The organism is Pseudomonas sp. NFX15, from assembly GCF_049132105.1.
Lineage (GTDB): Bacteria > Pseudomonadota > Gammaproteobacteria > Pseudomonadales > Pseudomonadaceae > Aquipseudomonas.
The window spans coordinates 147,467-170,682 of record NZ_JAFMPV010000006.1 but is presented as its reverse complement, the minus strand read 5'-3'; the positions used below and the strand labels follow the sequence as shown (position 1 = coordinate 170,682).

Sequence of the window (23,216 nt, the reverse complement as noted above, 5' to 3'; positions counted from 1 at the left end):
CTCTCGCCACGCATCGGCGATCAGACTTCGGCATCAAGCAATTCGAACTTCACCTGATCGGGGTAGAACGCCACATAATTGCGGATCTGCTCGACCGACACTTTGGGGTTCTCGTAGCTCCACACCGCGTTGGCGCCTTCATGTCCCGGCACCTGCAAACTGAAATAACTGGCATCGCCCTTGTACGGGCAATAGCTGGTGTGGTCGGTGCGGGCGTAATATTTTTCGTCGATGTCCTCGCGGGGCACGTAATACACCGGCGGGTAATTGGCCTCCAGCAACACCAGGGCCCGCGCCGAGGCGGCCACTTGAATGCCGTGAAACTTTACCAACAGGCAGCCGGGTTGCTCGGCGATAGTGATGACAGGGCTAGGACCGGAGCTTTTCATGGAAAACGTTCCTCATGACGGTGAAGGACCTGCAAATCGATGTGGAGCCTGGTTTGCCCGCGATGGGCGGCGCAGCGGCCCCAAACCTGAAACCACGATTCATCAGGTATAACCCAAGTTTGAGCTTCGCGACGGCTTCGCAGCCGAACGGGAGCGACACAAAAAGCTGTACATCCATCCAGATAATGATTGCTCAAGCGCGCATCACACGCCATTCTGTGCACCTCTCGCACATAGATCGACGTTGGTGGTTATGCGGCTGTACCTCTGTGAAAAACCTTCCCAGGCCAAAGACATTGCGGCAGTGCTCGGCGCCAAGCGCCGGGGCGATGGCTGCTGGCTGGGAACGGACGTCACGGTGACCTGGTGCATCGGCCACCTGCTGGAAACCGCACCGCCGGATGCCTACGACGCGCGCTATAAACGCTGGGTGCTGGCCGACCTGCCGATCATCCCGGACAAATGGAAGATGACCGTCAAGCCGCGCACCGCCAGCCAGTACAAGGCGGTCAAGCGCCTGCTCGGCGAAGCGTCAGAACTGATCATCGCCACGGACGCCGACCGCGAAGGCGAGATGATCGCCCGCGAGCTGGTGGAGCATTGTCGCTACCGCGGGCCGATCCGCCGACTGTGGCTGTCGGCGCTGGACGACGCGTCCATCCGCAAGGCCCTGGCGGCGCTCAAGCCGGGCGTGGAAACCTTCAGCCTCTATCACTCGGCACTCGGTCGCTCCCGCGCCGACTGGCTGATCGGCATGAACATGAGCCGGCTGTTCACCCTGCTCGGCCGCCAGTCCGGGTATCAAGGCGTGTTGCCGGTTGGCCGGGTACAAACGCCGACCTTGCGCCTGGTGGTGGACCGCGATCGCAGCATTGCCGATTTCGTTCCCGTCCCCTATTGGGCCATCGACGTGCAACTGCTGCACAACGGCACCGCGTTCACCGCGCAATGGCGAGCGGCCTCCGAGGTTTGCGACGATCAGGATCGCTGTCTTAAACAATCGCTGGCGCAAAAAGCAGCCGAGGCTATGCAAGGCGCCGCGAGTGCAAGGGTGATCAAGCTGCGCACCGAGCGGATGCGCGAAGTGGCGCCGCTGCCGTTCGACTTGGGCACGCTACAGGAAGTCTGCTCGAAGAAGCTCGGCCTCGGTGCCCAGGAAACCCTGGACATCGCCCAGGCACTGTACGAAACCCACAAAGTCATCACCTATCCGCGCAGTGATTGCGGCTACTTGCCACTGAGCCAGCACAGCGAGGCGCCAGGCATTCTGGCGGCGCTGCGCCAGGCCGATCCGGCGCTGAACGCCTTGCACGATCACCTCGATCCGCAACGCCGTTCACGGGCCTGGAACGATGCCAAGGTCAGCGCTCACCACGGCATCATCCCCACCGCCGCGGCGAAGAATCTCGAACGTCTGGCGGGCAAACAGCGCGCGGTCTACACGCTGATTCGCGCCCGCTATCTGGCGCAATTCCTGCCCAATCACGAATACGACCGCACCCAGGCCGACTTCGACTGCGCCGGCGAAGCCCTGCGCGCGGTCGGCAAGCAGATCATCGAGGCAGGCTGGAAACGCGCCTTGCCCGAAGCGCTGGCACCGAGCAAGGGACGTGAAGCCCCGGCGCCGCAAACGCTGCCCAATCTGGCCGAAGGCATCGATTGTGCGGTGGCCGGCGTGCAACTCAAGGACCTCTGGACGCAACCACCGAAGCCGTTCACCGAAGGCGATCTGATCAAGGCGATGAAGAACGTCGCCAAACTGGTGGAAGACCCGCTGCTCAAGCAAAAGCTCAAGGACACCACCGGTATTGGCACCGAAGCGACCCGTGCATCGATCATCCAGGGCCTGCTCGATCGTGGTTATCTGGTCAAGCATGGCAAGGCCCTGGCCGCGACGCCCGCCGCGTTCAGCCTGATTGACGCCGTGCCGCGGGCCATCGCCGACCCGGGCACCACAGCGATCTGGGAACAGGCCCTGGACATGGTGCAAAGCGGTGAAATGAGCCTTGAGGAGTTCGTCACCAAACAGGCCGCGTGGATGAGCAAGCAAGTCAGCCGTTGCGCCGGGCTGAGCCTGAACATCAGCGGCCCGCCGCCCAGTGGCTCCGCCGCCGCCCCGTGGAAGAAAAAACGCAAGGCCAGTACCCGCAAACCCGCGAGCGGTACCCAGCGCAGGGCAAAACCAGCGAGCAAACCGCAAGCCTGACACGGCCCTTGTGGTGAGGGAGCAAACCCCTCGCCACAGAAAGCTCGTCGCACGATCTATCCTTGTCTGACCGAGACAGGAGCCACCCGTATGCCTGCGATCGATCTGCACGCCGCCCAACGCGATGAACTGGAAACTATCGAGAACCTGATGCAGTTCTACACCTACGATTTCAGCGAATGGTTGCCGTTGAATCTGGGCGAACACGGTTTTTTCAATCTCCAGCCGATGTCCGACTACTGGCGAAACCCGGCCACCCGCCCCTTCTTGATCAAGGTCGACGGTGAGCTGGCCGGTTTCGTGACCGTGGATAACCAGACCCATCTGCCTGGCGCCCACTACAACATCGGCTATCTGTTTGTCATTCGACGTTGGCGTGGCCAGGGTGTCGCGCGATTTGTCATTTCCACTCTCTTGAATCAGCTCCCTGGTGAATGGCAAATTTTCCATATCGACGCCAACCAGCCCGCCCGGCTGTTCTGGGCCGGTGTGATGCCAGCGCTCTACACCGGTTCTTTCACCCTGCATCAGCAGGTGGTTGACCGTCATCCGTGCACTTTTTACCGCTTCCAGTCCTCGTCGTTATCGTCCTGAACGACACCCCTTCGCGCTTCGAGTTCTAATTCCGAACGGCTTTGTCCGACAATATGTAGTGCTCAAAAAAAATCACTACAAAACCGTTGACGCCTCCGATTTGCCCTTGCATGATGCAGACATCTCCCCGATCGGGAGTAGCAACATGTTTGAGCAAGCTCGTCTGACCGCCGAGCTGTTTTTTTCCGGATGCACGCTGCCCACAAGGCAGATTGAAGAAGCTGACCTGGCCTGAACGTCCAGTACAAGGGCGAGAAGACTTGGCGAGCAATCCTCATGAAGCTTGTGGCCGACCCTGAAAACGTCGGCAGTGGCCTGAAGGTTCTCGCCGCTTCTCTTCGTTGTGACGCTAACGCGTAGCAGTTATTCAACACGACTACATGCAACAGACGCAGGACCCCGCCCGATAAGGCGGTCGAACGCTGACGTCCTGGTTTCGGTGCCAGGGATCAACTAACCGATGGGCTACCTGTATTAGCGAATCAACTTTGAAAGATCACCAATTGGTCAAGGGGCTTTATGATGAATCTGAACAATCAACCAACTATCGATGAACTGGCTCGTATGTTCGCTGCCAAGAAAGACAGCCTCGACAGCCACATTCTCTGGATCAGCAAGTGTGGCCAGGTTCATATCGACTGCCTGTCGCCGCACGCCCATGAAGCAGAGTTCGACCAGAACAACCAGAACCTGCTGGCCCGACTGAAGATGTACCGTCGCGGCCAGGGCTATGTCGGCAAGAAGGCCGCAGCCGACAAGGACTTCATCGGTAATGTTCTGCAAACCCTGAAACAGGCTTGGGCCTCGATGCAGAACCAGAGTGAAGTTCGGGTGATTGACCGGCTCTACTAATTAAACAAGTCATTACTAACGGGTTAAAAACAAGGCCTGCTCCCAACAAGGAGCAGGCCTTTTTATGCCTGTACAGAAACCAACTGTAGGTGCGAGCCTGCTCGCGAATGCGGTGTGTCAGGTAAAACCATACCAACTGATACACCGCATTCGCGGGCAAGGCCCTGGTTCATGAGCAGTTCGGCGACGGCATCACCAGCGTGATCAACTTCAAGCTCGACATGAAAAAAGTCAAAAATCCGGAAGGCGGTTCCCGCGCCGTCATTACCTCGACGGTCACTGGCAACAACATCCTAGCGTTTGACGCCCAGATCGACCTGGGTCATGCGGCTGCGAACGGTGAACACGCCATCCCCCGAGAGAATCGCACTGCGTGCAAACAGGCGCCCGTTCTCCCAGTTCGAAAGCCCCAGTTCCGGCTTGTTCAGCGCATACTGGCCGTCGACCCAACGGGTGATCCCGTTGCCCACAAAAGGCGCGTTGACCGCGTTGTAGAAGCGCTCGTGAGCGTTGGCACTTTCACTGATCAAGGACACGGTGAATTGCGGGCTGTAGCGATTGAACAAGGCAATGGCGCTGTCCAGGTCGTCAACGATCTTCAGGCTGACTTCCGGGGTTTCTTCCCACTCCCATTCACGACCCAGTTGATCTTCCGGCAACGACTCGGCCTGCGCCTCGGACTGATAGCCTTCGGCGCGATACACCTGGACGGTTGCGTCCAGCCAGTCTTGTGGCAGGTGTGCCTCGCTGCCTTCGACGATGTGCAGTTTGCAACCCTGGCCCCGTGCGGTACCGGCCTGCGTGAGGGCGTCGAGGAACAACGGCACCAGTTCAGCGGCGCGGTCGCGATGAATCAGGCACACGTTCAGGGTGTTGCAGACCTTGCGGTCCAGGGAGTTGCGCACCACGGCGGCAAAGCGCTCGGCATCGGCGTCGTTGTTGGCGATCAGCCAGGCGCCGCCGGTGCCGTGCAGGCTGACCGCCGTGCCGGCCTGCTGGGCGATGCTGCCCAACTGGCTGACGGCGCGACCCGAACCACGGGCCACCGCCAGCGACAGGCGCCGGTCGGCGAACATCGCCCAACCGGCGGCATGATTGACGCTTTCCACCAGCGACACCGCACCCGCCGGCAGGCCGGCATCGCTCAGCGCAGGGTTTAGCGCGTGGGTGACAATCGCCTGAGCAGTGCCCAAGGCATCACTACCAATGCGCAGCACCGCCGTGTTGCCGGTGCGCAAGACACCGGCCGCATCGGCAAACACATTCGGTCGGCCTTCGAAGACGAACGCGACGATGCCCAGCGGCGAGACCACTTGTTCGACTTTCCAGCCCTCGTGCTCGACGCAACTGATGACTTTGCCGCGACTGGCCGAGGCATCACGCCAGGCGCGCAAGCCAGCGATCATGTCGCGACGCATGCGTTCATCGGCCAACAAGCGGGTGGTCGAACGACCGCGCGCCTTGGCTCGCTCGATGTCGGCGAGGTTGGCGGCTTCGATCGAGGCCCAGCACTCCGGGGTTTCCAGGCGTTGGGAAAACCGGTCGAAGAAGTCGCTGATTGCTTGATCGGACACCGCCGACAACGCGGCAAACGCCGCTTGCGCACGCTCGATCGCCACACTGGCCGCTTGCTGGTCTGCCACCGGAATCAGCAGCAATTCGCCACTGACCTGCTCCACCAGCAGGTGGTCACCGGGCTGGAAGCGTGCCGCCAGTTCGGGGCTGACGACAGAGACACGATTACCGGCGAAAGGGATCGGCGTGCCAGCGACTAGACGTTCGAGCGCAAGAGACATGAAGCGATTACACCATGCAGTGGGCGGCCGGAAAATGTATAGCAAATTACTCGGAGCGTCACGCTACGGGCCGGCGCCTACACCGAGTCGAGCACGGGTTGCGACGGCGGCTGATCACTGCAACAGATCACCCGGTTACGCCCGGTGGTCTTGGCTTGGTACAGCGCCTGGTCGGCGTCGTTGAGCCACAGGGTGGCGTCGGTGTGGGCCGGGTTGAATGCCGCCAGGCCTATGCTCAGGCTGACTTGCAGCGCCGGGTCCTGTTCATAGCCCAACGTAGCGAAGCGATCGCGCAGGGCATCCATGACGGCAGCAGCGCGGTTCAGCGGCAGGTCCGGCAGGATCACGCAAAACTCGTCACCCCCGTAGCGCCCCGCCACATCGGTGGCTCGCAGGTTCTGCTTGAGCATCTTGCTCAGCTGTCGCAATACGATGTCGCCCGCCACATGGCCGTAGGTGTCGTTGATGGATTTGAAATGGTCGATGTCGATGAGCGCGATTGCCCCGCCCTCTTGCTGACGTTTGCAACGCTGAAATTCGATCTCCAACTGGTCCTTCCAGGTGCCATGGTTAAGCAGGCCTGTCAGGCTGTCGGTGCGACTCAGTGCCAGTAATTCACGCTTGCGACGGCCGAGGCTGTGGGCCTGGCGAAAGCAGATCCAGCCCAGCGCCAGCGGATACAGGCACAGCAGGGGCAAACAGGCATAGAGTTGCATCGCACTGGTGGCAGGAATAAATGCTGGCGCGAAAATCAGCAGGCCCACACCGACGCCCAGCACTTGAACGGCCAACCCGGCCAGCAGGAAGCGCAGGCCGCCGATCGCCACGTTATTCATGGCCATCATCGACAGGGTGGTCGCGGTGGGTAGCGGGTTGAAATGCATCGCCGCAATCCAGAAGCCGCCAAGAAAGGTATCGATCAGCAGATTGCGGTATTCGGCGTGATAAGGCTTCCCGGCCCGGCGTGACCATTGATAGGCCAGGTGCGGCCAGAGCAGGCCGTTGAACAACATGAATCCCCACACCCAGGGCGGCGGATCGAGGGGGTACATCGCCGCGACCACGCACACCAGCCCGAGGGCTACCCCCAGGATTCGCGATACATAAAGCCTCCTGGCCAGTGAAAATCCCTTTCCTCCCGCGTTTTCCATACACCCTCTGTACTACTCGATGGAATTCGATTTCAGCCTGTGCCTGTGCGCTGGAGTCTATCAGGGCGAGGTTAAATAGCCATCACCGACTGGCGGCCTGAATATCTGTTCATCACGGGTGCGTAAAAGCAAAAGCCTTGCCCGCAGAACCGGCTATACATGAAAGGAGGGGTTGATCAATGACCATAAGAGGAGGCCCATGCAGACCTTTCACGTATTGATCATCGGCAGTGGATTTGGCGGCCAGTGCGCCGCGATCAATCTGCTCAAGGCCGGCATCGACGATTTTCGTCTGCTGGAGCGACGCAGCTTCTTCGGTGGCACCTGGTGCCAGAACACCTACCCTGGCGCCGCCGTCGACGTGCCCTCGCCGCTGTATTCGTTATCCTTCGCCCCGTTTCGCTGGACGCAGATGTTCGCCGAGCAGGCGGAACTGCACTGCTATACCCATCACGTGGTGGAACATTTCGGCCTGCGTGACAAGGTGCAACTGGAGGCCAACGTCGAGCGCGTCGAATGGGATGACGCCAACAAGCGCTGGACGGTGTACACCGCCGGCAAAGGTGAGTTTTGCGCGCAGTTCCTGATCAACGCCACCGGCCCGCTGAGCCAACCGGTAGTGCCGCATTTCGACGGGCAGGAGCGTTTTCAGGGCAAGACGTTTCACACCAACAACTGGGACCACTGCTACGACTACCGGCAAAAAACCGTGGCCATCGTCGGCAGTGGCGCCAGTGCGGCTCAGGTCATTCCGGCAATTGCCCCGGATGTCGGGCACTTGCACGTGTTCCAGCGCACACCGCACTGGGTCTTGCCGCGGCCCGACCGCGCGTTCGGCCGTTTCCAGCGCTGGCTGCTGGGCCTCAAACCTGCCTACAAGCTGCTGCGCTGGGGCATCTACTGGCAATTCGAGACGCGGGTGATCGCCTTCAAGTATTCGAAGCCGGCCGTGCACATGGTCCAGCGCCAGGCCCTGCGTTTTCTCAAGCGCCAAGTCCCGGACGCCGAACTGCGGCACAAACTGACACCGGACTACACCATTGGCTGCAAGCGGGTCATCCTGTCCAGCACGCTGTACCCGGCGCTCTCACGGCAGAACGTGACGTTGCACAGCCATGAACAAGGCATCGCCTCCCTCGACGAAACCGGCATCGTGACCACCGATGGCCAGCACATCGACGTCGACCTGATCGTCTGGTCCACCGGCTACGACGCCACCGACGGGGTGATTTCCTACCCGGTCACCGGCAAGAACGGCACTCGTCTCAAGGACGTCTGGGCGCAATATCCGCGAGCCTATCTCGGCACTGCCCTGCCCGACTTCCCCAACCTGTTCATCGTCACCGGGCCGAACACCGGCATCGGCCACACCTCGGCGCTGTTCATCATCGAGTCGCAGATGAATTACATCCTCGACTGCATTCGCACCCTCAAGGCGCAAGGTCTTCGCAGCATCGAAGTTCGCCATGAGGCGGAACGTACCTACACTGAAATGATCCACCGGGAAATGGAACGAACCGTGTGGAAGTCCGGTGGTTGCCACAGTTGGTATCAAAGCAAGAGCGGTCATGTGATTGCCATGTTTCCGGGGTTCAGTTTCAGCTTTCATCGCTTGACCCGAGCGCTGAAACCCGCCGATCACATTTTGTCCTGAGCAGATAGAAAGGAGACGCGTGATGCTTTTGTTGTTCGTCGTTCTCGCCGTATTCGTCGTCTGGAGTTGGCTGACCTACCCGGCCATCGGCTATTGGCTCTACGACCTGAACATGGCGGCCGAAGCCAAGCTGTATCGGCTGCACAAAATCGTTGTGCCGATCCCCGAGATGACCGTCTCGACCTGGCAAGGCGGGCCGTACGAAGCCACCAGCAATGTGCTGATGCTGCATGGCTTCAGCGCCGACAAGAACCTCTGGCTGCGTTTCGCCCGGCACTTCGTCGGCAGCCACCGGGTGATCATCCCGGACATCGCCGGCCACGGCGAAACCGGTTTCAAGGCCGGCGGCGGCTACGACATCCCGCTTCAGGCCAAACGAATGATCCAGTTGCTGGACGTGTGCGGCGTCGAGAAAGTCCATGTCATCGGCAACTCGATGGGCGGCTACATGGCCGCGTGGCTGGCCGCCACGTATCCGGAACGCATCGTTTCGGTGGCGCTGATCGACCCGGCCGGAGTCACCTCGCCCGAGCCCAGTGACCTTGAGCGGCACTTGGCCAAGGGGCACAACCCGTTTTTGATTCACTCGCGCGAAGAATTCCGGCGCTTCTACGCCATGACCATGGCTTCGCCGCCGTGGGTGCCAAAACTGGTGCTCGATGCGGTCGCCCAGCGTTACGAACAATCGCGCGAGGAACTGGAAGAAATCTTCCGAGATTTCCGCGCCAGCCCGCCGATGGAACCGCATCTGCCTGACATCACTGTGCCGGCGCTGTTGCTGTGGGGACGCAAGGACCGCTTGATCGATGTCAGCAGCGTGGCGGTCTGGAGCAAAGGCATCGCCGATTTGCGCGTGCACATCTGGGACGCGGTCGGGCACATGCCCATGGTGGAAGCGCCCTCGGGTTCGGCGCGCCTGTATCGGGAGTTTTTGGCATCACTGCGCTCGGAGAGCCCACAGGATCAACGACTGCATTGAGGAAGCAGTCCTTTGCAGAATGAAGTTCGTCAGAAACTTCGTTTGTCGGCGTCGCTGAAGGCTGCGATCTTTTGTCCATCCTTTACGTCACCGCGCCAGGAATCCTGTTCATGAACCAGACGAACTTCATCAGCCCCGACCTGATCCGCCAACGCTTCTCCAAAGCGATGTCCGACATGTACCGCGAGGAAGTGCCGTTGTATGGCGCGTTGATGGAGCTGGTGGAACAGACCAACCGCCACCTGCTGGACAGCGATCAGCAAATCCTCCAGCAGCTCACCAGCACCGGTGAAATCGAGCGCCTGGACCTGGAGCGTCATGGCGCAATCCGCGTCGGCACGGCCGAGGAACTCGCCACCCTCGCCCGCCTGTTCGCGGTGATGGGCATGCAACCGGTGGGTTACTACGACCTGACGCCGGCCGGCGTGCCGGTGCATTCCACGGCATTTCGCGCGGTGCATGAGGCCTCGTTGCAGGTCAGCCCGTTCCGCGTGTTTACCTCGCTGCTGCGTCTGGAGTTGATCGAAGATCCGGCGTTGCGCGCCTTCGCCCAATCGACACTCAATCAGCGTTCAATCTTTACCCAGACAGCGCTCAGCCTCATTCAACGCGCCGAAGCCCAGGGTGGCCTGAATGAACAGGACGCCGACGCATTCGTTGAACAGGCGCTGGAAACCTTCCGCTGGCACCACAGCGCCACCGTCACCGCCGAGCAATACCAACAGCTCAGCACACAGCATCGCCTGGTCGCCGATGTGGTGGCGTTCAAGGGCCCGCACATCAACCACCTGACCCCGCGGACCCTGGACATCGACATCGTGCAAGCGCAGATGCCGGCCCACGGCATCACCCCCAAGGCCGTGATCGAAGGCCCGCCCCGCCGCCAGTGCCCGATTCTGCTGCGCCAGACCAGCTTCAAGGCGCTGGACGAGCCGATTGCCTTTACCGATCAAAGCAAGGCTTGTGGCAGCCACAGCGCGCGGTTCGGCGAGATCGAACAGCGCGGCGCCGCCCTCACCCCCAAAGGTCGCGCCCTGTACGACCGCTTGCTCAATGCCGCCCGGGACGAACTCAAGGACTTCCCCAACGAAGCCAACGCCGCACGCTACAACGCGCTGATGACGCAGCATTTCGGCGAGTTTCCTGACACCTGGGAAGGCATGCGCCAACAAGATCTGGCTTACTTCCGCTACTTTGTGACGGACAAGGGCCTGGCGGCGAGTGACCTGAAAAACGCACCGCTGGAAGACCTGCTCAGCGGCGGTTACCTGCGGGTTGAACCGTTGGTGTACGAAGATTTCCTGCCGGTCAGTGCCGCGGGTATTTTTCAGTCGAACCTGGGGGACGCGGCGCAAACACGCTACGGTGAACACTCCAATCAGCAAGCGTTCGAACAGGCCCTGGGACGGTCGACGATTGATGAGCTGGGGTTGTATGCGCAAAGCCAGCAGCGTTCGATTGAGCAGTGTTACGCGGCGTTGGGCCGGTTGGCGCCATGAAAGTCTAGTTCCAGGTTGCGCAGCAAATCGCGAAGGTTTTAGTGCTGCAACGTTGATTTTTTACGCGCAAGACCCTGCAAGCTGGAGTGCAAACCCGCATGCAAGAACCTGCGCAACACTGAGCAGGTTCTTGCTTGAATCCTCGCGATTTTTCTCCAAAACCGCCCGAACCTTGCACATATAAATCTATAACTATTTGATTTTTTAGACTTTTAATTTTCATGGCACAGACCTTGTCATCTGTCAGGTCCCCACAGGGCAACGCTGCCTCGTGGGTAACCTCACTTCTCAACAAGGAGAGCTTGCATGGCGACCCCCGCGTACATGTCCATCACGGGCGAGCGACAAGGCTTGATCACAGCCGGCGCATTCACCGCCGACTCCGTCGGCAATATCTATCAGGAGGGTCATGAGGATCAGGTCATGGTCCAGGGCTTCAGTCACGAAGTGATCATCCCCCGTGACCCGCAATCCGGCCAGCCGACCGGACAACGCATTCACAAACCCGTGGTCATCACCAAGGTATTCGACAAGGCCTCGCCTTTGCTGCTGGCGGCGCTGTGCTCAGGTGAAAGATTGCCCAAGGTCGAACTCCAGTGGTTCCGCACCTCGGCCCAAGGCACGCAGGAACACTATTATTCAACGGTTCTCGAGGACGCAATTATCGTCAATATCAAGGACTACATGCACAACTGCCAGGACCCGGCCACCGCCCATTTCACCCATCTGCAGGACGTTCATTTTTCCTATCGGAAAATCACCTGGACCCACAATAACTCCAACACCACCGGTGAGGACGACTGGCGCACGCCGACCGTGGGAGGCTAAGTGTTCCAAGTCACCCATTTATCAATGGAATCTGCAATCCAATAAGAAGAACCGGCTCATTTACATAAAACCCGACAAAAAAACGGGCGACCTTAAAGTCGCCCGTTTTTATGTCTGGATATTCGATACAGCAAATAAAGAGTTCGCCCAGTGCAATGGCCTCGGCAATCCCTGCACTGGTAAAGAGCCCGGCACTGGGCGAACCGAAGGTATTTTAGTAGAAGCGGCTTGGGATGTCCGTGCGGCAAAGATGATTTTTATCGACACCATGTGTAACTAAATGTCGCCTCACATACTATGCCGCCAGACACTGGGCATTCACCCGTCGGGTTGATTATTCCTGTACAAAACTTGCACAAAAACAATCAGCCCGTATAGAGCATTGATTCGTTATCAATGCTTGCTGGTCACGGTCAAGATATCGGTATAAATCACGTTCACACTTTGCCCGACTTTCAAGTCCTTGAGTTTGGCCTGGACTTCAGGGCGCTTGACGTCAACGGTCTTGGAGTTGCCTTGCGGACCTTCGAAGGTCACCTGGTGTTTCTTCTGGTCGATCTTGGTGATTTTCAGCTGCACTTTCACTTGGCGGTAGGCTTCGCCGCCAGGGTTGGCACTACCCGGTGCAGCGCGTACTTCGCCGGTGGCCTCGGCGGTGCCAGGCAAGCCTTTGTCGATGTCGGTGTCGAGGTAAGCAGCCACGGCGCTGGTGACCTTGATGTCGACCTTGTCACCGGCCTTGAGGTTGTCGAGGTTTTTCGCTTTTTCGGTCAGTTGCACAGGGAACTCATTACCCTGTGGGCCTTTGAGGACGACGGAACGGTTCGCGGCATCAACCGAAACGACGGTAGTGGCGACCTGATCAACCACCACGACTTCGGACAGCGGAATATCGGCAGCCACCGCAGCAAAACTGGCGGCAGACAACAAGGTGGCGAGGGTGATGGCTTTGGTCAGTGCATGACGTTTCATAGGCGGAACTTTCCCTGTGTTGGATGGCAACAGACGGCGTTGAAGCGAGGCTCAACGCCATGTGTGCGATGAGCATAGACGCTGTTCGGCGAGTGGTCGCACCAACCCGCTGATTTTCCTGGCACACGGTACTAGTAACCGGTCATTTCCAGATAGCCGTTCCCTGCATGGCTGCCGTTCAAACGGACCGGGCCTTCCCAGTACGGAATGCGCAGATTCATCCATGCCTGCGGATTGAGGGCGGTAAGGGTGACATCAAGATTTTTTGCGGGGATTTTGATCGACCACTGAATGGGCATTTCACGCCCGGCAACGCGGGCGGTGTCCCCTGGGGTGAGTTTGATGTCGCTGGCATGCAGGGGTTGAGTCTTGCCCGCCACATCGATCCAGGTGCCGGTGAGGTAAGGCTCGCCGTTTTTTTGCCGCATGCGATACAGCATCACTTGCTCGCCGCTTTCCAGGTGCAGGGAGAACCAGTCCCAGCCAGTCTGGTTGCTCGTCAGCGGCTGGCTGCTCCATTCGCGGTCGAGCCAGGCAGGACCACTGACTTCAAACGTTTTGCCGTTGATGTCCAGCGTGCCGCGGGCCTGGAAAAACGGCTGGCTGTAGTAATACGAGGCTTGGCCCTGTTCGGATTTCTGACTGAAGCCCTGATCGCCCTGAAGCACCAGCGGACCTGTCGCGGTCAGCCGCAAACGGTAACCGAAACGCGCCTCGCGGGCGCTAAGTTGCAGGTCAGCCAGCGGGTCATCGGCCGTCGCCTGACTGCTCAGTTGCCAGTCGTCGATCCACGCCTTGAACGGGCGGACGCTGACACCGGCCTGCCCGACGCCGCCACGGGCATACCGTTCGGCCGCGTAATGCGCAGTCGCCGAGGTCACTGCGACATGGCCGAGCCAGATCGTCTGGTTCTGCCAGCCGGGCACCTCGGGAATGGCTTTCAGGGCGCTGCGAAACAACGTCCATTGCAGGCCGAAGGCATGGCCCTGCTCGTCTTTCAGGTTGGCGGTGACGTACCACCATTCGATACGAAAGCCATCGTGCGGGCCGTGATCCGCCGGAAAACTGAACAGCCGACCGGGCACCACCTGCGTGAACGCAGCGGCCTGGTTACCCAGCCCGGCAAAGCCCTTTTCTACCGGTGCCGGCTGGTCGCAACCGCTCGCCAGCAGCGCCAGCAGCAAGACGCCGAGCTTAATCTTCATGGGCAAACATCCGCAGCAAATCCGCCGGTTGTGTGCGGTACAAACGGTACAACGGCCAGGCCGAGGCCAACAATGTTGCCACCAGCTCCAGCCCCATCAGTTGCAACAACTGCACGGGGAATACTCGCAGCGGCAGCCGCCAGCCAAAGGCCTGTACGTTTATCACGGTGTCCAGGCACCACGCCAGGGCAATGCCCAACGGCAACGCCAACACCAGGGTCAGCAACGCCAACAACCAGGTTTGCCCGAGGTTGAGCAGCATCAATTGCCGGCGAGTCACACCCAGCGCCCACAGCGGCGCCAATTGCCCGAGGCGGCTCTGGCTCTGAGTCAGCAGGCTGATGAACAGCGCCACGCCGGCCACGCACAAGGTCAGGCTATTGAGCGCGGCGGTGGCGGCGAAAGTGCGTTCGAAGACTTGCGTCGACCAGCCCTTGAGCCGCGCCTGATCGACGATGCGGCTGTCGTCCAGGGCAAATCGCGCCTGCAACGCTGACACGAATGCCGGGATTGCCGACGGCTCGATGCGCAGGTTGAAGCGGCTCGGCGTCAGTTGCGGCCAGCCGCGCAACAGGTGACGGATGTTGACCAGTATGTGGCCCTTGGGGTTGCCGTAGTCGGCGTAGATTCCGACGATTCGCGGCGACCACGGGCCCGTCGGTGTCGTCAGCGTCAGGTGATCGCCCAGTTGCACCTTTAGTCTGCGGGCCAGTTGTTCGCTGAGCATCACCGCGTCATCCTTGGCCAGGCGGTCCCACGGGTTGTCGCCCAGGGCTTCGAGCAATGGCCAGTGTTGGCGATAGGTCGGGTGGTCGATGATCCCGGACAGGTCCGTCGGCCAGCCCTGCAATTGAATCGAAACCTGCCAACTGGGCAACACCGCTGCCAGCTGCGGCTGCTGGTTGAGCCAACCGCTCAGTTCCCTGGCTTGGGCCGGGTTCTGGGGGTTGAGGTAGAGTTCGGCGGTCAGGCGTTGTTCGAGCCAGTCGCTGAACGTCTGGCGAAACCCGGCGGTCATGCTCCCGGCGCCGATGTTCGCCGCCATGGCCAATAGCAGCGCCATCAACGCCAGGCTCAGGGCTGGCAATTGCTGGCGGCAATCGGCGACAAACCACTGGCCGAGCACCGAACGGCTGCGCTGCACACCCAGGCTGAGCAGCGAACTGAGCAGCACCGGCAAGGCCAATGCGGCACCGATCAACAGGGCCGCCAACAGCACGAAGCCGCTGACCAGGCTGTCACCGAAGATCAATGCAAACAGCGCGATCACCGCCGCCACGGCCGCCACCCATCCCTGTCGGCGCAACCAGCGTGCATGGGCCTGATGCCAGGCCTGTGAGTCGGCCAGCGCCAGCAACGGCAAGCGCGCCGCCCGCAGCAAACTGTTGGCACCGGCCAGCAGCGCGCCGATCAGGCTCAAGCCGATGCCGCTGAACCACCACGCCGGACTGAGGCTCAACTGCCCTGCCACTTCGGCGCCGTACAAGCCACGCAGGCTGGCGGCGACATCGGGCAGCAACACGCCAGCCAACAGGTAGCCGCTGACCACGCCGGCGACCCCGCCGATCAAGGCCAACGCGCCCAGTTCGACGGCGAGGCACACGATCAGCATCCGCGCACTGACGCCGCAGGCGCGCAGGGTTCGCAGCAAGCCTCGGCGTTGTTCCAGTGCCAAGCCGATGGCGGCGTGCACGATGAACAGGCCGACCACGAACGACAGCACGCCGAGTGCATCGAGGTTCAGGTGAAAGCTTTCGGTGAGGCGCGCCAGGTTGTTTTCTTCGCCAGCACTTTTGAATTGCAGCTGTTCCTTGAAAGCGTCGGGCAGCGGCGCGGTGAAATCCTTGGGTAGCAGCAAGCGCGACAGTTGATCCGGCAAGCCGAGAATCTGTTGGGCAAAACCGATGTCCACCAACAACACGCCGGGGGCCATGTCAGCCTGTACATGCAGCGGCGGCAATGCCGCGCCCGCCAGGGTCTGTGGCCGGTCACCTTCGTGCAATCCCAACGCCTGCAACGTCTGCGACGAAATCCAGGTACTGCCCGGCGGGCTGAAAAAATCCACCACCTGTTCAATCGCCAACGCCTGCCCGGCCACCGCCGTGCCGGCCGGTAATGACACCGGTTCGATGCCCATCAATTGCAAGCGCTGATCTTCATGGCCCTTGAGTGTGAGCCGGCCTTGCAACACCGGCGACACCGGCCAGCCTGCGCGACGCAAGTCGATAAACCATTGCTGCGCGAAGGTGCCACCGCCGGGTGCGGCGAGGCTGGCCTGGGGTTCGCCGCCGATCAATTGACTGGCGCGGGCGTAGCTGTCGCGCGCCTGGCTGTTGAGCGCCTGGACGCCGGTCAACAGACTGGTGGCCAGCCACAGCCCGGTCAGCACGCTGAAAAACTGCACCGGATGCAGCCGCCAGTGGCTAAGCAGCGCACGCAGGCTTTCGCCAAAGATGCGCATGTCAGCGCTCGCCCGCACCGGCCAGGCGACCGCCGTGCAGCAGCGCCTTTTCTGCCAGGCGCGCCGCCACGCCTGGGCTGTGGGTAACCATCAACAGGCTGGTGGGACTGTCGTCGAGCAGTTCCAGCATCAACTGCAACACCTCGGCGCTGGTGGTTTCGTCGAGGCTACCGGTGGGCTCGTCGGCCAGCAACAGTTGTGGCCGCGACGCCAACGCCCGACCCAGCGCGACCCGTTGCTGCTGGCCGCCGGACAGTTGCTCCGGATAACGCCGCAGCAACTCGCCCAAGCCCAGGCGTTGCACCAAATGGGCCTGCCAGCGCGGGTCATGGCGCCCCGCCAGCCGCGCCTGAATCGCCAGATTGTCTTCGACGCGCAGACTGCCGATCAGGTTGAACTGCTGGAACACCAGGCCGATTTCCGTGCGACGCCAGTTCGCCAGTTGCCCTTCGTTCATCTTCTCCAGGCGATGTTCTGCGCTGCGGATGCTGCCCCGATCGACCTTGTCCAGCCCAGCGATCAGGTGCAGCAAGGTGCTCTTGCCACTGCCCGACTCGCCCATCAGCGCCAGGCTGCTGCCGGGACGCAGCGTCAGGTCGACCCCTTGCAGCACCGGCAGCGGCCCTTGCGGTGTGGCGTAGCTTTTGAAAACGCCGTGGACTTCGAGCATGGGTTGACCCGTTGTAGATACGTGGCCCAAGGATAGCGGCCCTGAATGGTTCTTGTCCGCTGACGATCATGGCCCTGACCGTCCGTCACCCTACCCTCGAAGCTGGTCTGACCATAACGATAAAAACGGAGCCACCATGCCTCTCCAGTTCAAGCCAGCTCCTACAGAGACCGCGTTGGAGACCAATGCCGTGAACACCCGAGAACTTGTGGGGGCTGGCTTGCCAGCGAAGAGGCCGGGCCATTCAATATCGAGTCGTCTGTGCTGACGCCTTCGCTGGCAAGCCTGCTCCTACAGGGACGGCGTTGGAGACCAATGCCGTGAACACCCGAGAACTTGTGGGGGCTGGCTTGCCAGCGAAGAGGCCGGGCCATCCAACATTGATGTTGCCTGTGCTGACGCCTTCGCTGGCAAGCCAGCTCCTACAGGGACGGCGTTTGGACACCAATGCCGTGAACACCCAAGAACTTGTAGGAGCTGGCTTGCCAGCTCCTACAGGGACGGCGTCGGCATGTCCGGCATCGGGACTTTAGGCAGGCCGGCGTACTACGCGCACTTTGCCGCTATCGCCGCCACCGCAGAACAACCGCTCGGCGCCATCGGACTCCAGCCCCGAGACGCCGGTGCCTTCGGGCATTTTCAGGCGCTGCAGCACTTCACCCGACTGCGAGTCGATCCGGCGCAGTTCGCTTTCATCGCCTTCCCACGTACCGTGCCACAGCGCACCGTCCACCCAGGTCACGCCGGTGACGAAACGGTTGGATTCGATAGTGCGCAGGATCTTGCCGTTCTTGGGGTCGATCTGATGGATCTTGCGTTCGCGGTACTGCCCCACCCACAACGTCCCTTCTGCCCAGGTCAGCCCTGAATCGGTGCCGGCGCCGGGCGCAGGAATCGTCTTGAGGATGCGGCCAGTGCGCGGGTCAATCTTGTGGATTTGATCTTCGGCAATCTGGAACAGGTGTTCACCATCAAACGCGGTGCCAGCATGGGCGGAGACATCGATCGAGCTAAGCACTTTGCCGCTGTCCGGGTCCAGGGCGTTGATTTTGCTGTTGGTGGCAAACCAGACCTTTTCGCCGTCCCAGGTGACGCCACACACATGGTCGACATCGGCAAACGGGCCATACTCACGAATGATTTCAGCGGTTGCGTGTTTCATTGGACATTCCTCGATGGGGGTGTTGGTGGCGTTCATCCTAGCCACCGGGCAGCGGCGCCGGGAGTAACAAGGTCGTCGCGAATCCCGGCATGGGCGGCGTCATCCAGCGCCGCGCACGCCCGCGACCAAACCATTGCACCTTGCCATCGGCGGCCAGCGCATCGAGCGCCCGTTGCACCGTGCGCTGGCTGGTGCGCAGCGCCAACGCCAGGGCCGAACTCGACCACGACTCGCCATCCGCCAGGCAGGCAAACACCGCGGCAAACTTTTCTTCGACCGGTTGCGCCAGGACCACCACGTCCGGACACACCGGCGATTGCAGGGCAAAACCGCGTGCCGTCGCGACTATGCCGGCCAACGGCTTGAGGGCTTTGCGCAGCCGGCCGATTTCCACGCGAAGCCGTACACGATGGGACTCATCGGACAGCTTCAAACGGAAGGCCCGAGCGATCAGTGCCTCTCGCATCACATCGCCCGGCCAGGCCTCGGCCAGCGCACGGACCAGCACGAACAGAATCGGCCGCGAGGCGAGCGAAACCGACATCCCGCAGCCACGGACAGCGTACCGGCAGGCGTCCACCACCAGCGCCGTCGAACCGAGCACGGCTTCAACGTCGGCAAGCAGCAGCGACCGCTCCTGACCACCGGCAATCAGCCGTGCCGCGGGGGCGTCGAACAGGCGCGCGGCGTGTTCGACCTCCGCCAGCAGCGCGGCAATTCCCGTTTGACCGGCAGCCTGCGCGGCCCTCGTCAATGCATCCCGTGCGGCGTTCGATTGCAAACGCCGGATGGCGATCCCCGCCAATACCAGTTCATGGATTGCGCGCAACGTCGGCGGCAAGGGACCGGGGTCGGTTTCGCCCAGCATCTGCTGCGCCTCGTCGAGTCGACCGATCAGCAGCAAACGACGGACTTGCAGGAAGCGCGCGTGGGCGGCATTGATTCGGTCGCCATGTTGTTCGAGCGTGACCCGCGCCGTTTCGAGTGCCTTGACTGGCCAGCCAAGCTCCCGCGAGGCCAGGGCAATTTCAGCTTCGGCTACCACACAGCGCGCACGGGCCAGCGCTTCCTTTGGCGCAAAGGCCCGATGCGCACGTTTGACCAGCGCCCTCGCCCGCACCAGGTCGCCCAGCTGCGCCATGGCGATGCCGCGCAAGGCCAGCGCCGGCGCGTCATCGCGCAACGCTACGCGGTCCAGTGCGCCCAATGGATTGCCCGCCGCCAGCGCCTGGGCGGCTGCCGCGATCATCGAGTCCATGGAAATCCCGCCACGCTTGTCACTCCCCTCATTCGATACCCGGGGTTAGTCTAGGTCACGACCTTTCACCAGGAGCGCACACGATGAACACACACCAAACCGCGACCCGGGAACAATGGCTGGCGGCGCGCTTGCAACTGCTCGAAGCGGAAAAGGCCCTGACTCGGCGCAGCGATGAAGTGGCACGTCAACGCCAGGCATTACCGTGGGTGCGCCTCGACAAGACGTACCGTTTCGATACCGACACCGGCAGCGCGACACTGGCCGACCTGTTTCAAGGGCGCTCGCAGCTATTGGTCTATCACTTCATGTTCGGCCCCGACTACACCGCCGGCTGCCCTTCCTGCTCAGCCATTGCCGATGGCTTCGACCCCATCGTCATCCATCTGGCGAACCACGACGTGACCCTGATGGCGATCTCCCGCGCGCCGCTGGCAAAACTGCAGGCCTACAGGCGCCGAATGGGCTGGAGCTTTGCCTGGGCCTCGGCCGCCGACAGCGATTTCACCGCCGACTTCAACGTCTATTTCACCGAAGCGCAGCAGCGTGAAGGGTTGGTCGAGTACAACTACCAGCGCGGCGGACACGCGATGGACGACAGCCAGATCCCGGAACCGGTGAAGCAGTTCGCCGCAACCTGTGGCACCGATGCGCCGACCTATACCCGCGACAGGCCAGGACTGAGTACGTTTGTCCTGGAGGACGGCGTGATTTATCACACTTACTCCACCTATGCGCGAGGCCTGGACGGGCTGTGGAGCATGTACCCGTGGCTCGACCGCGCACCCAAGGGGCGCAATGAAACCGGGCCCTGGTGGCGCCGGCATGATGAATACCGCTGAGTGCCCGCGGCGTCACTGACGGCCGATGAAGACGTCCGCCAGTTTGTCCACCAGCGCCGGTTTGGTCTGCGAGACCCAGCGCCGAGTGGCCCATTCCTGCCATTCCTCGGCACGGTCCAGGGTGTAGCGCGGCACAAAGTCGTCGAGGAAGCGGCCGAGGTTATGCAGCGTGACTTCATGACCGGCGTCGGTGGGGATACTGCCCACCCCCAGCGGGAGGAATAGAGCGTTCAGCCTGGAACAACTACGGGTGATGGCCTACCGTGATCTTCCCTTGGCCATCGATGAAAACCAGGGTGAGTGATCACGCCGGAGGAATCGTCGCCAGCACACCGATCAAAATGGTCAACAGCAGAAAACCGCCGAGAAATATCGTCATCTTGGCCATCGGGCCTCCCACGCTATGAATTGGTGGTACAGGGGCGATGTGTGCTGCCCGACCTGTGTACCGAAGACTTATTGTGGGCTGACGGCTGTATCCGTTACAGCGGCAGATTGCGCAGAAAAATACGGATCAGATCCACTGTCAGGCTGTGGTTTCGCCCACTTTTCGGGAAAGCGTTGGCGAGCGACGTCCACAAACGGCGTGATAATCCACCCGCAGAGTCAGGCCATAAGCGACGCTGTAAGACATGCAGAGAACGGATAGACCGAGTCTGCCGTTGAAGTCGAAAATGCCCAGGAACTGCCCGGTGACCGGTTCGATCACCCAGTTCATCAGGTATTCACGCAGTAGAGAGAGAACATCCATGAAAGGCTGCCCCCGAAAAAAGGTAGGCCGGTGTAAATTACTATCGCTTGCTATGACCACCCCCCGCCCTGGGCGATTCACCCGCCCACAATCGGGCCGCGCTCGTAAAATCCGCGACTACACTAACGCCTGCACCCCGCTCGATCTTCATGAGGTAGATCATGCTTGATTACTTCGCGCTAGGCCTGCTGGTTTTCGTCGGGCTTATTCTGTTTTACGGGATCATCCTGCTGCACGATATTCCCTATGAAATCGCCGTCCACCGTAACCATCCTCACCAGGACGCGATCCACGCCACCGGCTGGGTCAGCCTGTTCACCCTGCACGCACTTTGGCCCTTCCTGTGGATCTGGGCGATGGCCTATCGAGAGGACCGAGGCTGGGGATTCAGTGACGGGCACTCGCCAAAAAGCCATGTGGTTCACCTAGAACAACAGGTTGCCGAACTGCAAGAGCGGATCGTGCGCCTGGAGGCGGCGACCGGCATTGCACACAGCAGGCTGCCAACGGACACTCCTGGCGAGGGCCTTTGATCCATGGATCTTCTACTCATCCTGACGTACGCCGCACTCTGCGTTGCCATCTTCAAGATCTTCCGTATCCCGCTGAACAAATGGACGGTGCCCACGGCGGTGCTGGGCGGGATCGTGATCATCGGCGCGCTGATTTTCACCATGAACTATAACCACCCCTACTCCGAGGTCGCGCGTTCGTATTTCGTCTCGGTGCCCGTGATACCCGTGGTCAGCGGCCAGGTGATCGATGTGCCGGTGAAGACCAACGAGCCATTGGAAAAAGGCGATGTGCTGTTTCGCATCGACCCCGCGCCCTTCGAGTTCCGGGTGAAATCCCTCAAGGCCCAACTGATTGCCGTCCAGGCCGACCGTGCGCGGATCACCGAGTTGATCAAGCGTAACTTCAGCACCCAACGGGAACTGGACATGGTGGTCGCCCGCAGCGACGACCTCAAGGCCCAGCTTGACAACGCGCAGTACGAACTCGACAACACCACGGTGCGTGCACCGAGCAAAGGCTTCGTCACGCATGTTTCGTTGCGTCCGGGCATGATGGCGACACGCTTGCCGCTGCGTCCGTCGATGGTGTTCATTCCGGCCGAAGGGCATTACTTCTCGGCGTGGATGCGCCAGAACAGCCTGTTGCGCCTGACCGAGGGTGACGAGGCGGAAGTGGCCTTCGACGGTATTCCGGGCAAGGTGTTCGAAGGCAAGGTTAAAACCGTGGTGTCGGTCATCGCCGAAGGCCAGATTCAACCGTCGGGCACGCTGATCGGCTTTACCGGCTCACCACCGGCCGGTCGCGTTCCGGTGATCATTGAGATCACCGACCCCGACTACGCCCAGTACGCCGACCAGATGCCCGGTGGGGCCTACGGTCAGGCGGCGTTGTACAGCCAGCACTTCCATCACATCGCGATGATGCGCAAAATCCTCCTGCGCATGTCCGCCTGGATGAACTACATCTTTCCGTTCCACTAACCGCCGTATCGGCAACTGGCTCAATCCTGAATTGGGCCAGTTGCCGGTTCAGCGACCCGGCCTGATCGCGCAGTTGCAACGACTGATCGAGCAGGCTGCGGTTCGCTCGATGGTTCTGCTCGAGAACAAGACTCCCCCTGGATCGCAACCCCCGCACCGAGACAGCCCAATGCGAATGACCGCTCGCCTGGTTTGAGAATTGGAAATCCGGGGATGAGGAGTGAGGCGTTCGAAGAGCATGCACTGTTGCAGCGCAAGTGTATTGCAGGCCTGAATGACGGTGCCATGATCGCGACGCTAAAGAATCCATTTGAGCAGCAGGTGCGAAGCAATCCATGGAGAGGCCTGCGCCATACCCCATTGCAGCAGCGCGCAAACGCAAAGGTAAGCCGCAAAGAACTTGATCATCGCTCCTTTTTCCATGCTCCGCTCCCGACTCAAAGCCACATTC

General features: G+C 60.9%; 22 protein-coding genes and 2 pseudogenes. 12 read left to right on the top strand and 12 right to left on the bottom strand.

Annotated elements, in window-relative coordinates; all coding sequences use genetic code 11:
- Nucleotides 1–20: 20 nt before the first annotated feature.
- Nucleotides 21–389 carry a DUF427 domain-containing protein gene (locus J1D76_RS09260; RefSeq protein ID WP_421138007.1) on the bottom strand — a complete coding sequence of 123 codons (369 nt, stop codon included), beginning with the start codon at nucleotides 387–389 and terminating at the stop codon, nucleotides 21–23.
- 253 nt (nucleotides 390–642) lie between these two features.
- Between J1D76_RS09260 and J1D76_RS09255 the strand changes: the two genes are divergently transcribed.
- From J1D76_RS09255 to J1D76_RS09240, 4 genes and pseudogenes are all read left to right on the top strand, one after another.
- Nucleotides 643–2,595: a DNA topoisomerase III gene (locus J1D76_RS09255; protein ID WP_421138006.1), complete on the top strand. Its 1,953-nt coding sequence runs from the start codon at nucleotides 643–645 to the stop codon at nucleotides 2,593–2,595.
- A gap of 90 nt (nucleotides 2,596–2,685) precedes the next feature.
- Complete coding sequence (locus tag J1D76_RS09250; RefSeq protein WP_421138005.1) at nucleotides 2,686–3,189, top strand: GNAT family N-acetyltransferase; 504 nt, start codon at nucleotides 2,686–2,688, stop codon at nucleotides 3,187–3,189.
- A gap of 522 nt (nucleotides 3,190–3,711) precedes the next feature.
- Nucleotides 3,712–4,041, top strand: a complete 330-nt coding sequence (locus J1D76_RS09245) for a hypothetical protein (protein ID WP_421138004.1) — start codon at nucleotides 3,712–3,714, stop codon at nucleotides 4,039–4,041.
- Nucleotides 4,042–4,199: 158 nt separating this feature from the next.
- A pseudogene (locus J1D76_RS09240) lies at nucleotides 4,200–4,310 on the top strand (cyanate hydratase); the annotation flags it as partial.
- 24 nt (nucleotides 4,311–4,334) lie between these two features.
- On the opposite strand, the gene J1D76_RS09235 reads toward J1D76_RS09240, so the two are convergent.
- Both J1D76_RS09235 and J1D76_RS09230 read right to left on the bottom strand, forming a co-directional pair.
- Nucleotides 4,335–5,837, bottom strand: coding sequence for an aldehyde dehydrogenase family protein (locus J1D76_RS09235; protein ID WP_421138003.1), 1,503 nt, complete (start codon nucleotides 5,835–5,837; stop codon nucleotides 4,335–4,337).
- A gap of 77 nt (nucleotides 5,838–5,914) precedes the next feature.
- Complete coding sequence (locus J1D76_RS09230; protein WP_421138002.1) at nucleotides 5,915–6,988, bottom strand: diguanylate cyclase; 1,074 nt, start codon at nucleotides 6,986–6,988, stop codon at nucleotides 5,915–5,917.
- Between the two features lie 199 nt (nucleotides 6,989–7,187).
- Here J1D76_RS09230 and J1D76_RS09225 point away from each other — a divergent pair, with 199 nt between their 5' ends.
- From J1D76_RS09225 to J1D76_RS09210, 4 genes are all read left to right on the top strand, one after another.
- Nucleotides 7,188–8,642, top strand: a complete 1,455-nt coding sequence (locus J1D76_RS09225) for a flavin-containing monooxygenase (protein WP_421138001.1) — start codon at nucleotides 7,188–7,190, stop codon at nucleotides 8,640–8,642.
- Nucleotides 8,643–8,664: 22 nt separating this feature from the next.
- Complete coding sequence (locus tag J1D76_RS09220; protein ID WP_421138000.1) at nucleotides 8,665–9,621, top strand: alpha/beta fold hydrolase; 957 nt, start codon at nucleotides 8,665–8,667, stop codon at nucleotides 9,619–9,621.
- 110 nt (nucleotides 9,622–9,731) lie between these two features.
- On the top strand, nucleotides 9,732–11,120 hold the full coding sequence (locus tag J1D76_RS09215; protein ID WP_421137999.1) for a VOC family protein: 1,389 nt from the start codon (nucleotides 9,732–9,734) through the stop codon (nucleotides 11,118–11,120).
- A gap of 306 nt (nucleotides 11,121–11,426) precedes the next feature.
- The gene (locus J1D76_RS09210) at nucleotides 11,427–11,948 is read left to right on the top strand and encodes an Hcp family type VI secretion system effector (RefSeq protein WP_421137998.1); all 522 of its coding nucleotides are present in this window, start codon (nucleotides 11,427–11,429) and stop codon (nucleotides 11,946–11,948) included.
- A 393-nt stretch (nucleotides 11,949–12,341) separates the two neighbouring features.
- On the opposite strand, the gene J1D76_RS09205 is transcribed toward J1D76_RS09210, so the two are convergent.
- The 6 genes from J1D76_RS09205 to J1D76_RS09180 form a co-directional block, all read right to left on the bottom strand.
- On the bottom strand, nucleotides 12,342–12,920 hold the full coding sequence (locus J1D76_RS09205) for a hypothetical protein (protein ID WP_421137997.1): 579 nt from the start codon (nucleotides 12,918–12,920) through the stop codon (nucleotides 12,342–12,344).
- A gap of 131 nt (nucleotides 12,921–13,051) precedes the next feature.
- Nucleotides 13,052–14,125: a lipocalin-like domain-containing protein gene (locus J1D76_RS09200; RefSeq protein ID WP_421137996.1), complete on the bottom strand. Its 1,074-nt coding sequence runs from the start codon at nucleotides 14,123–14,125 to the stop codon at nucleotides 13,052–13,054.
- Nucleotides 14,115–16,586: an ABC transporter permease gene (locus J1D76_RS09195; RefSeq protein WP_421137995.1), complete on the bottom strand. Its 2,472-nt coding sequence runs from the start codon at nucleotides 16,584–16,586 to the stop codon at nucleotides 14,115–14,117. The genes J1D76_RS09200 and J1D76_RS09195 overlap by 11 nt, the downstream gene beginning before the upstream one ends.
- Before the next feature lies 1 nt (nucleotide 16,587).
- Complete coding sequence (locus J1D76_RS09190; protein ID WP_421137994.1) at nucleotides 16,588–17,256, bottom strand: ABC transporter ATP-binding protein; 669 nt, start codon at nucleotides 17,254–17,256, stop codon at nucleotides 16,588–16,590.
- A 529-nt stretch (nucleotides 17,257–17,785) separates the two neighbouring features.
- Nucleotides 17,786–18,418, bottom strand: a complete 633-nt coding sequence (locus tag J1D76_RS09185) for a PQQ-binding-like beta-propeller repeat protein (protein ID WP_421137993.1) — start codon at nucleotides 18,416–18,418, stop codon at nucleotides 17,786–17,788.
- 37 nt (nucleotides 18,419–18,455) lie between these two features.
- A complete protein-coding gene (locus tag J1D76_RS09180; RefSeq protein WP_421137992.1) occupies nucleotides 18,456–19,676 on the bottom strand; it encodes a helix-turn-helix domain-containing protein in 1,221 nt (406 codons plus the stop codon).
- A gap of 83 nt (nucleotides 19,677–19,759) precedes the next feature.
- Between J1D76_RS09180 and J1D76_RS09175 the strand changes: the two genes are divergently transcribed.
- Entirely contained in the window at nucleotides 19,760–20,518 is a 759-nt protein-coding gene (locus tag J1D76_RS09175) for a DUF899 domain-containing protein (protein WP_421137991.1), read from the top strand.
- Nucleotides 20,519–20,530: 12 nt separating this feature from the next.
- Here the strand turns inward: J1D76_RS09175 and J1D76_RS09170 are convergent, their stop codons facing one another.
- Nucleotides 20,531–20,725 carry a hypothetical protein gene (locus J1D76_RS09170; RefSeq protein ID WP_421137990.1) on the bottom strand — a complete coding sequence of 65 codons (195 nt, stop codon included), beginning with the start codon at nucleotides 20,723–20,725 and terminating at the stop codon, nucleotides 20,531–20,533.
- Between J1D76_RS09170 and J1D76_RS09165 the strand changes: the two are divergent.
- A pseudogene (locus J1D76_RS09165) lies at nucleotides 20,703–20,822 on the top strand (G/U mismatch-specific DNA glycosylase); the annotation flags it as partial. The gene J1D76_RS09170 and the pseudogene J1D76_RS09165 sit on opposite strands and share 23 nt — an antisense overlap.
- 222 nt (nucleotides 20,823–21,044) lie before the next feature.
- Here J1D76_RS09165 and J1D76_RS09160 read toward each other — a convergent pair.
- The gene (locus J1D76_RS09160; protein ID WP_421137989.1) at nucleotides 21,045–21,269 is read right to left on the bottom strand and encodes a hypothetical protein; all 225 of its coding nucleotides are present in this window, start codon (nucleotides 21,267–21,269) and stop codon (nucleotides 21,045–21,047) included.
- A gap of 161 nt (nucleotides 21,270–21,430) precedes the next feature.
- Between J1D76_RS09160 and J1D76_RS09155 the strand changes: the two genes are divergently transcribed.
- Both J1D76_RS09155 and J1D76_RS09150 read left to right on the top strand, forming a co-directional pair.
- A complete protein-coding gene (locus tag J1D76_RS09155) occupies nucleotides 21,431–21,802 on the top strand; it encodes a DUF3302 domain-containing protein (RefSeq protein WP_421137988.1) in 372 nt (123 codons plus the stop codon).
- A gap of 3 nt (nucleotides 21,803–21,805) precedes the next feature.
- Nucleotides 21,806–22,765 (top strand): HlyD family secretion protein, encoded by a 960-nt coding sequence (locus J1D76_RS09150; protein ID WP_421137987.1) that lies wholly within the window; start codon nucleotides 21,806–21,808, stop codon nucleotides 22,763–22,765.
- Nucleotides 22,766–23,062: 297 nt separating this feature from the next.
- Here the strand turns inward: J1D76_RS09150 and J1D76_RS09145 are convergent, their stop codons facing one another.
- Nucleotides 23,063–23,188 (bottom strand): hypothetical protein, encoded by a 126-nt coding sequence (locus J1D76_RS09145; protein WP_421137986.1) that lies wholly within the window; start codon nucleotides 23,186–23,188, stop codon nucleotides 23,063–23,065.
- Nucleotides 23,189–23,216 lie beyond the last annotated feature (28 nt).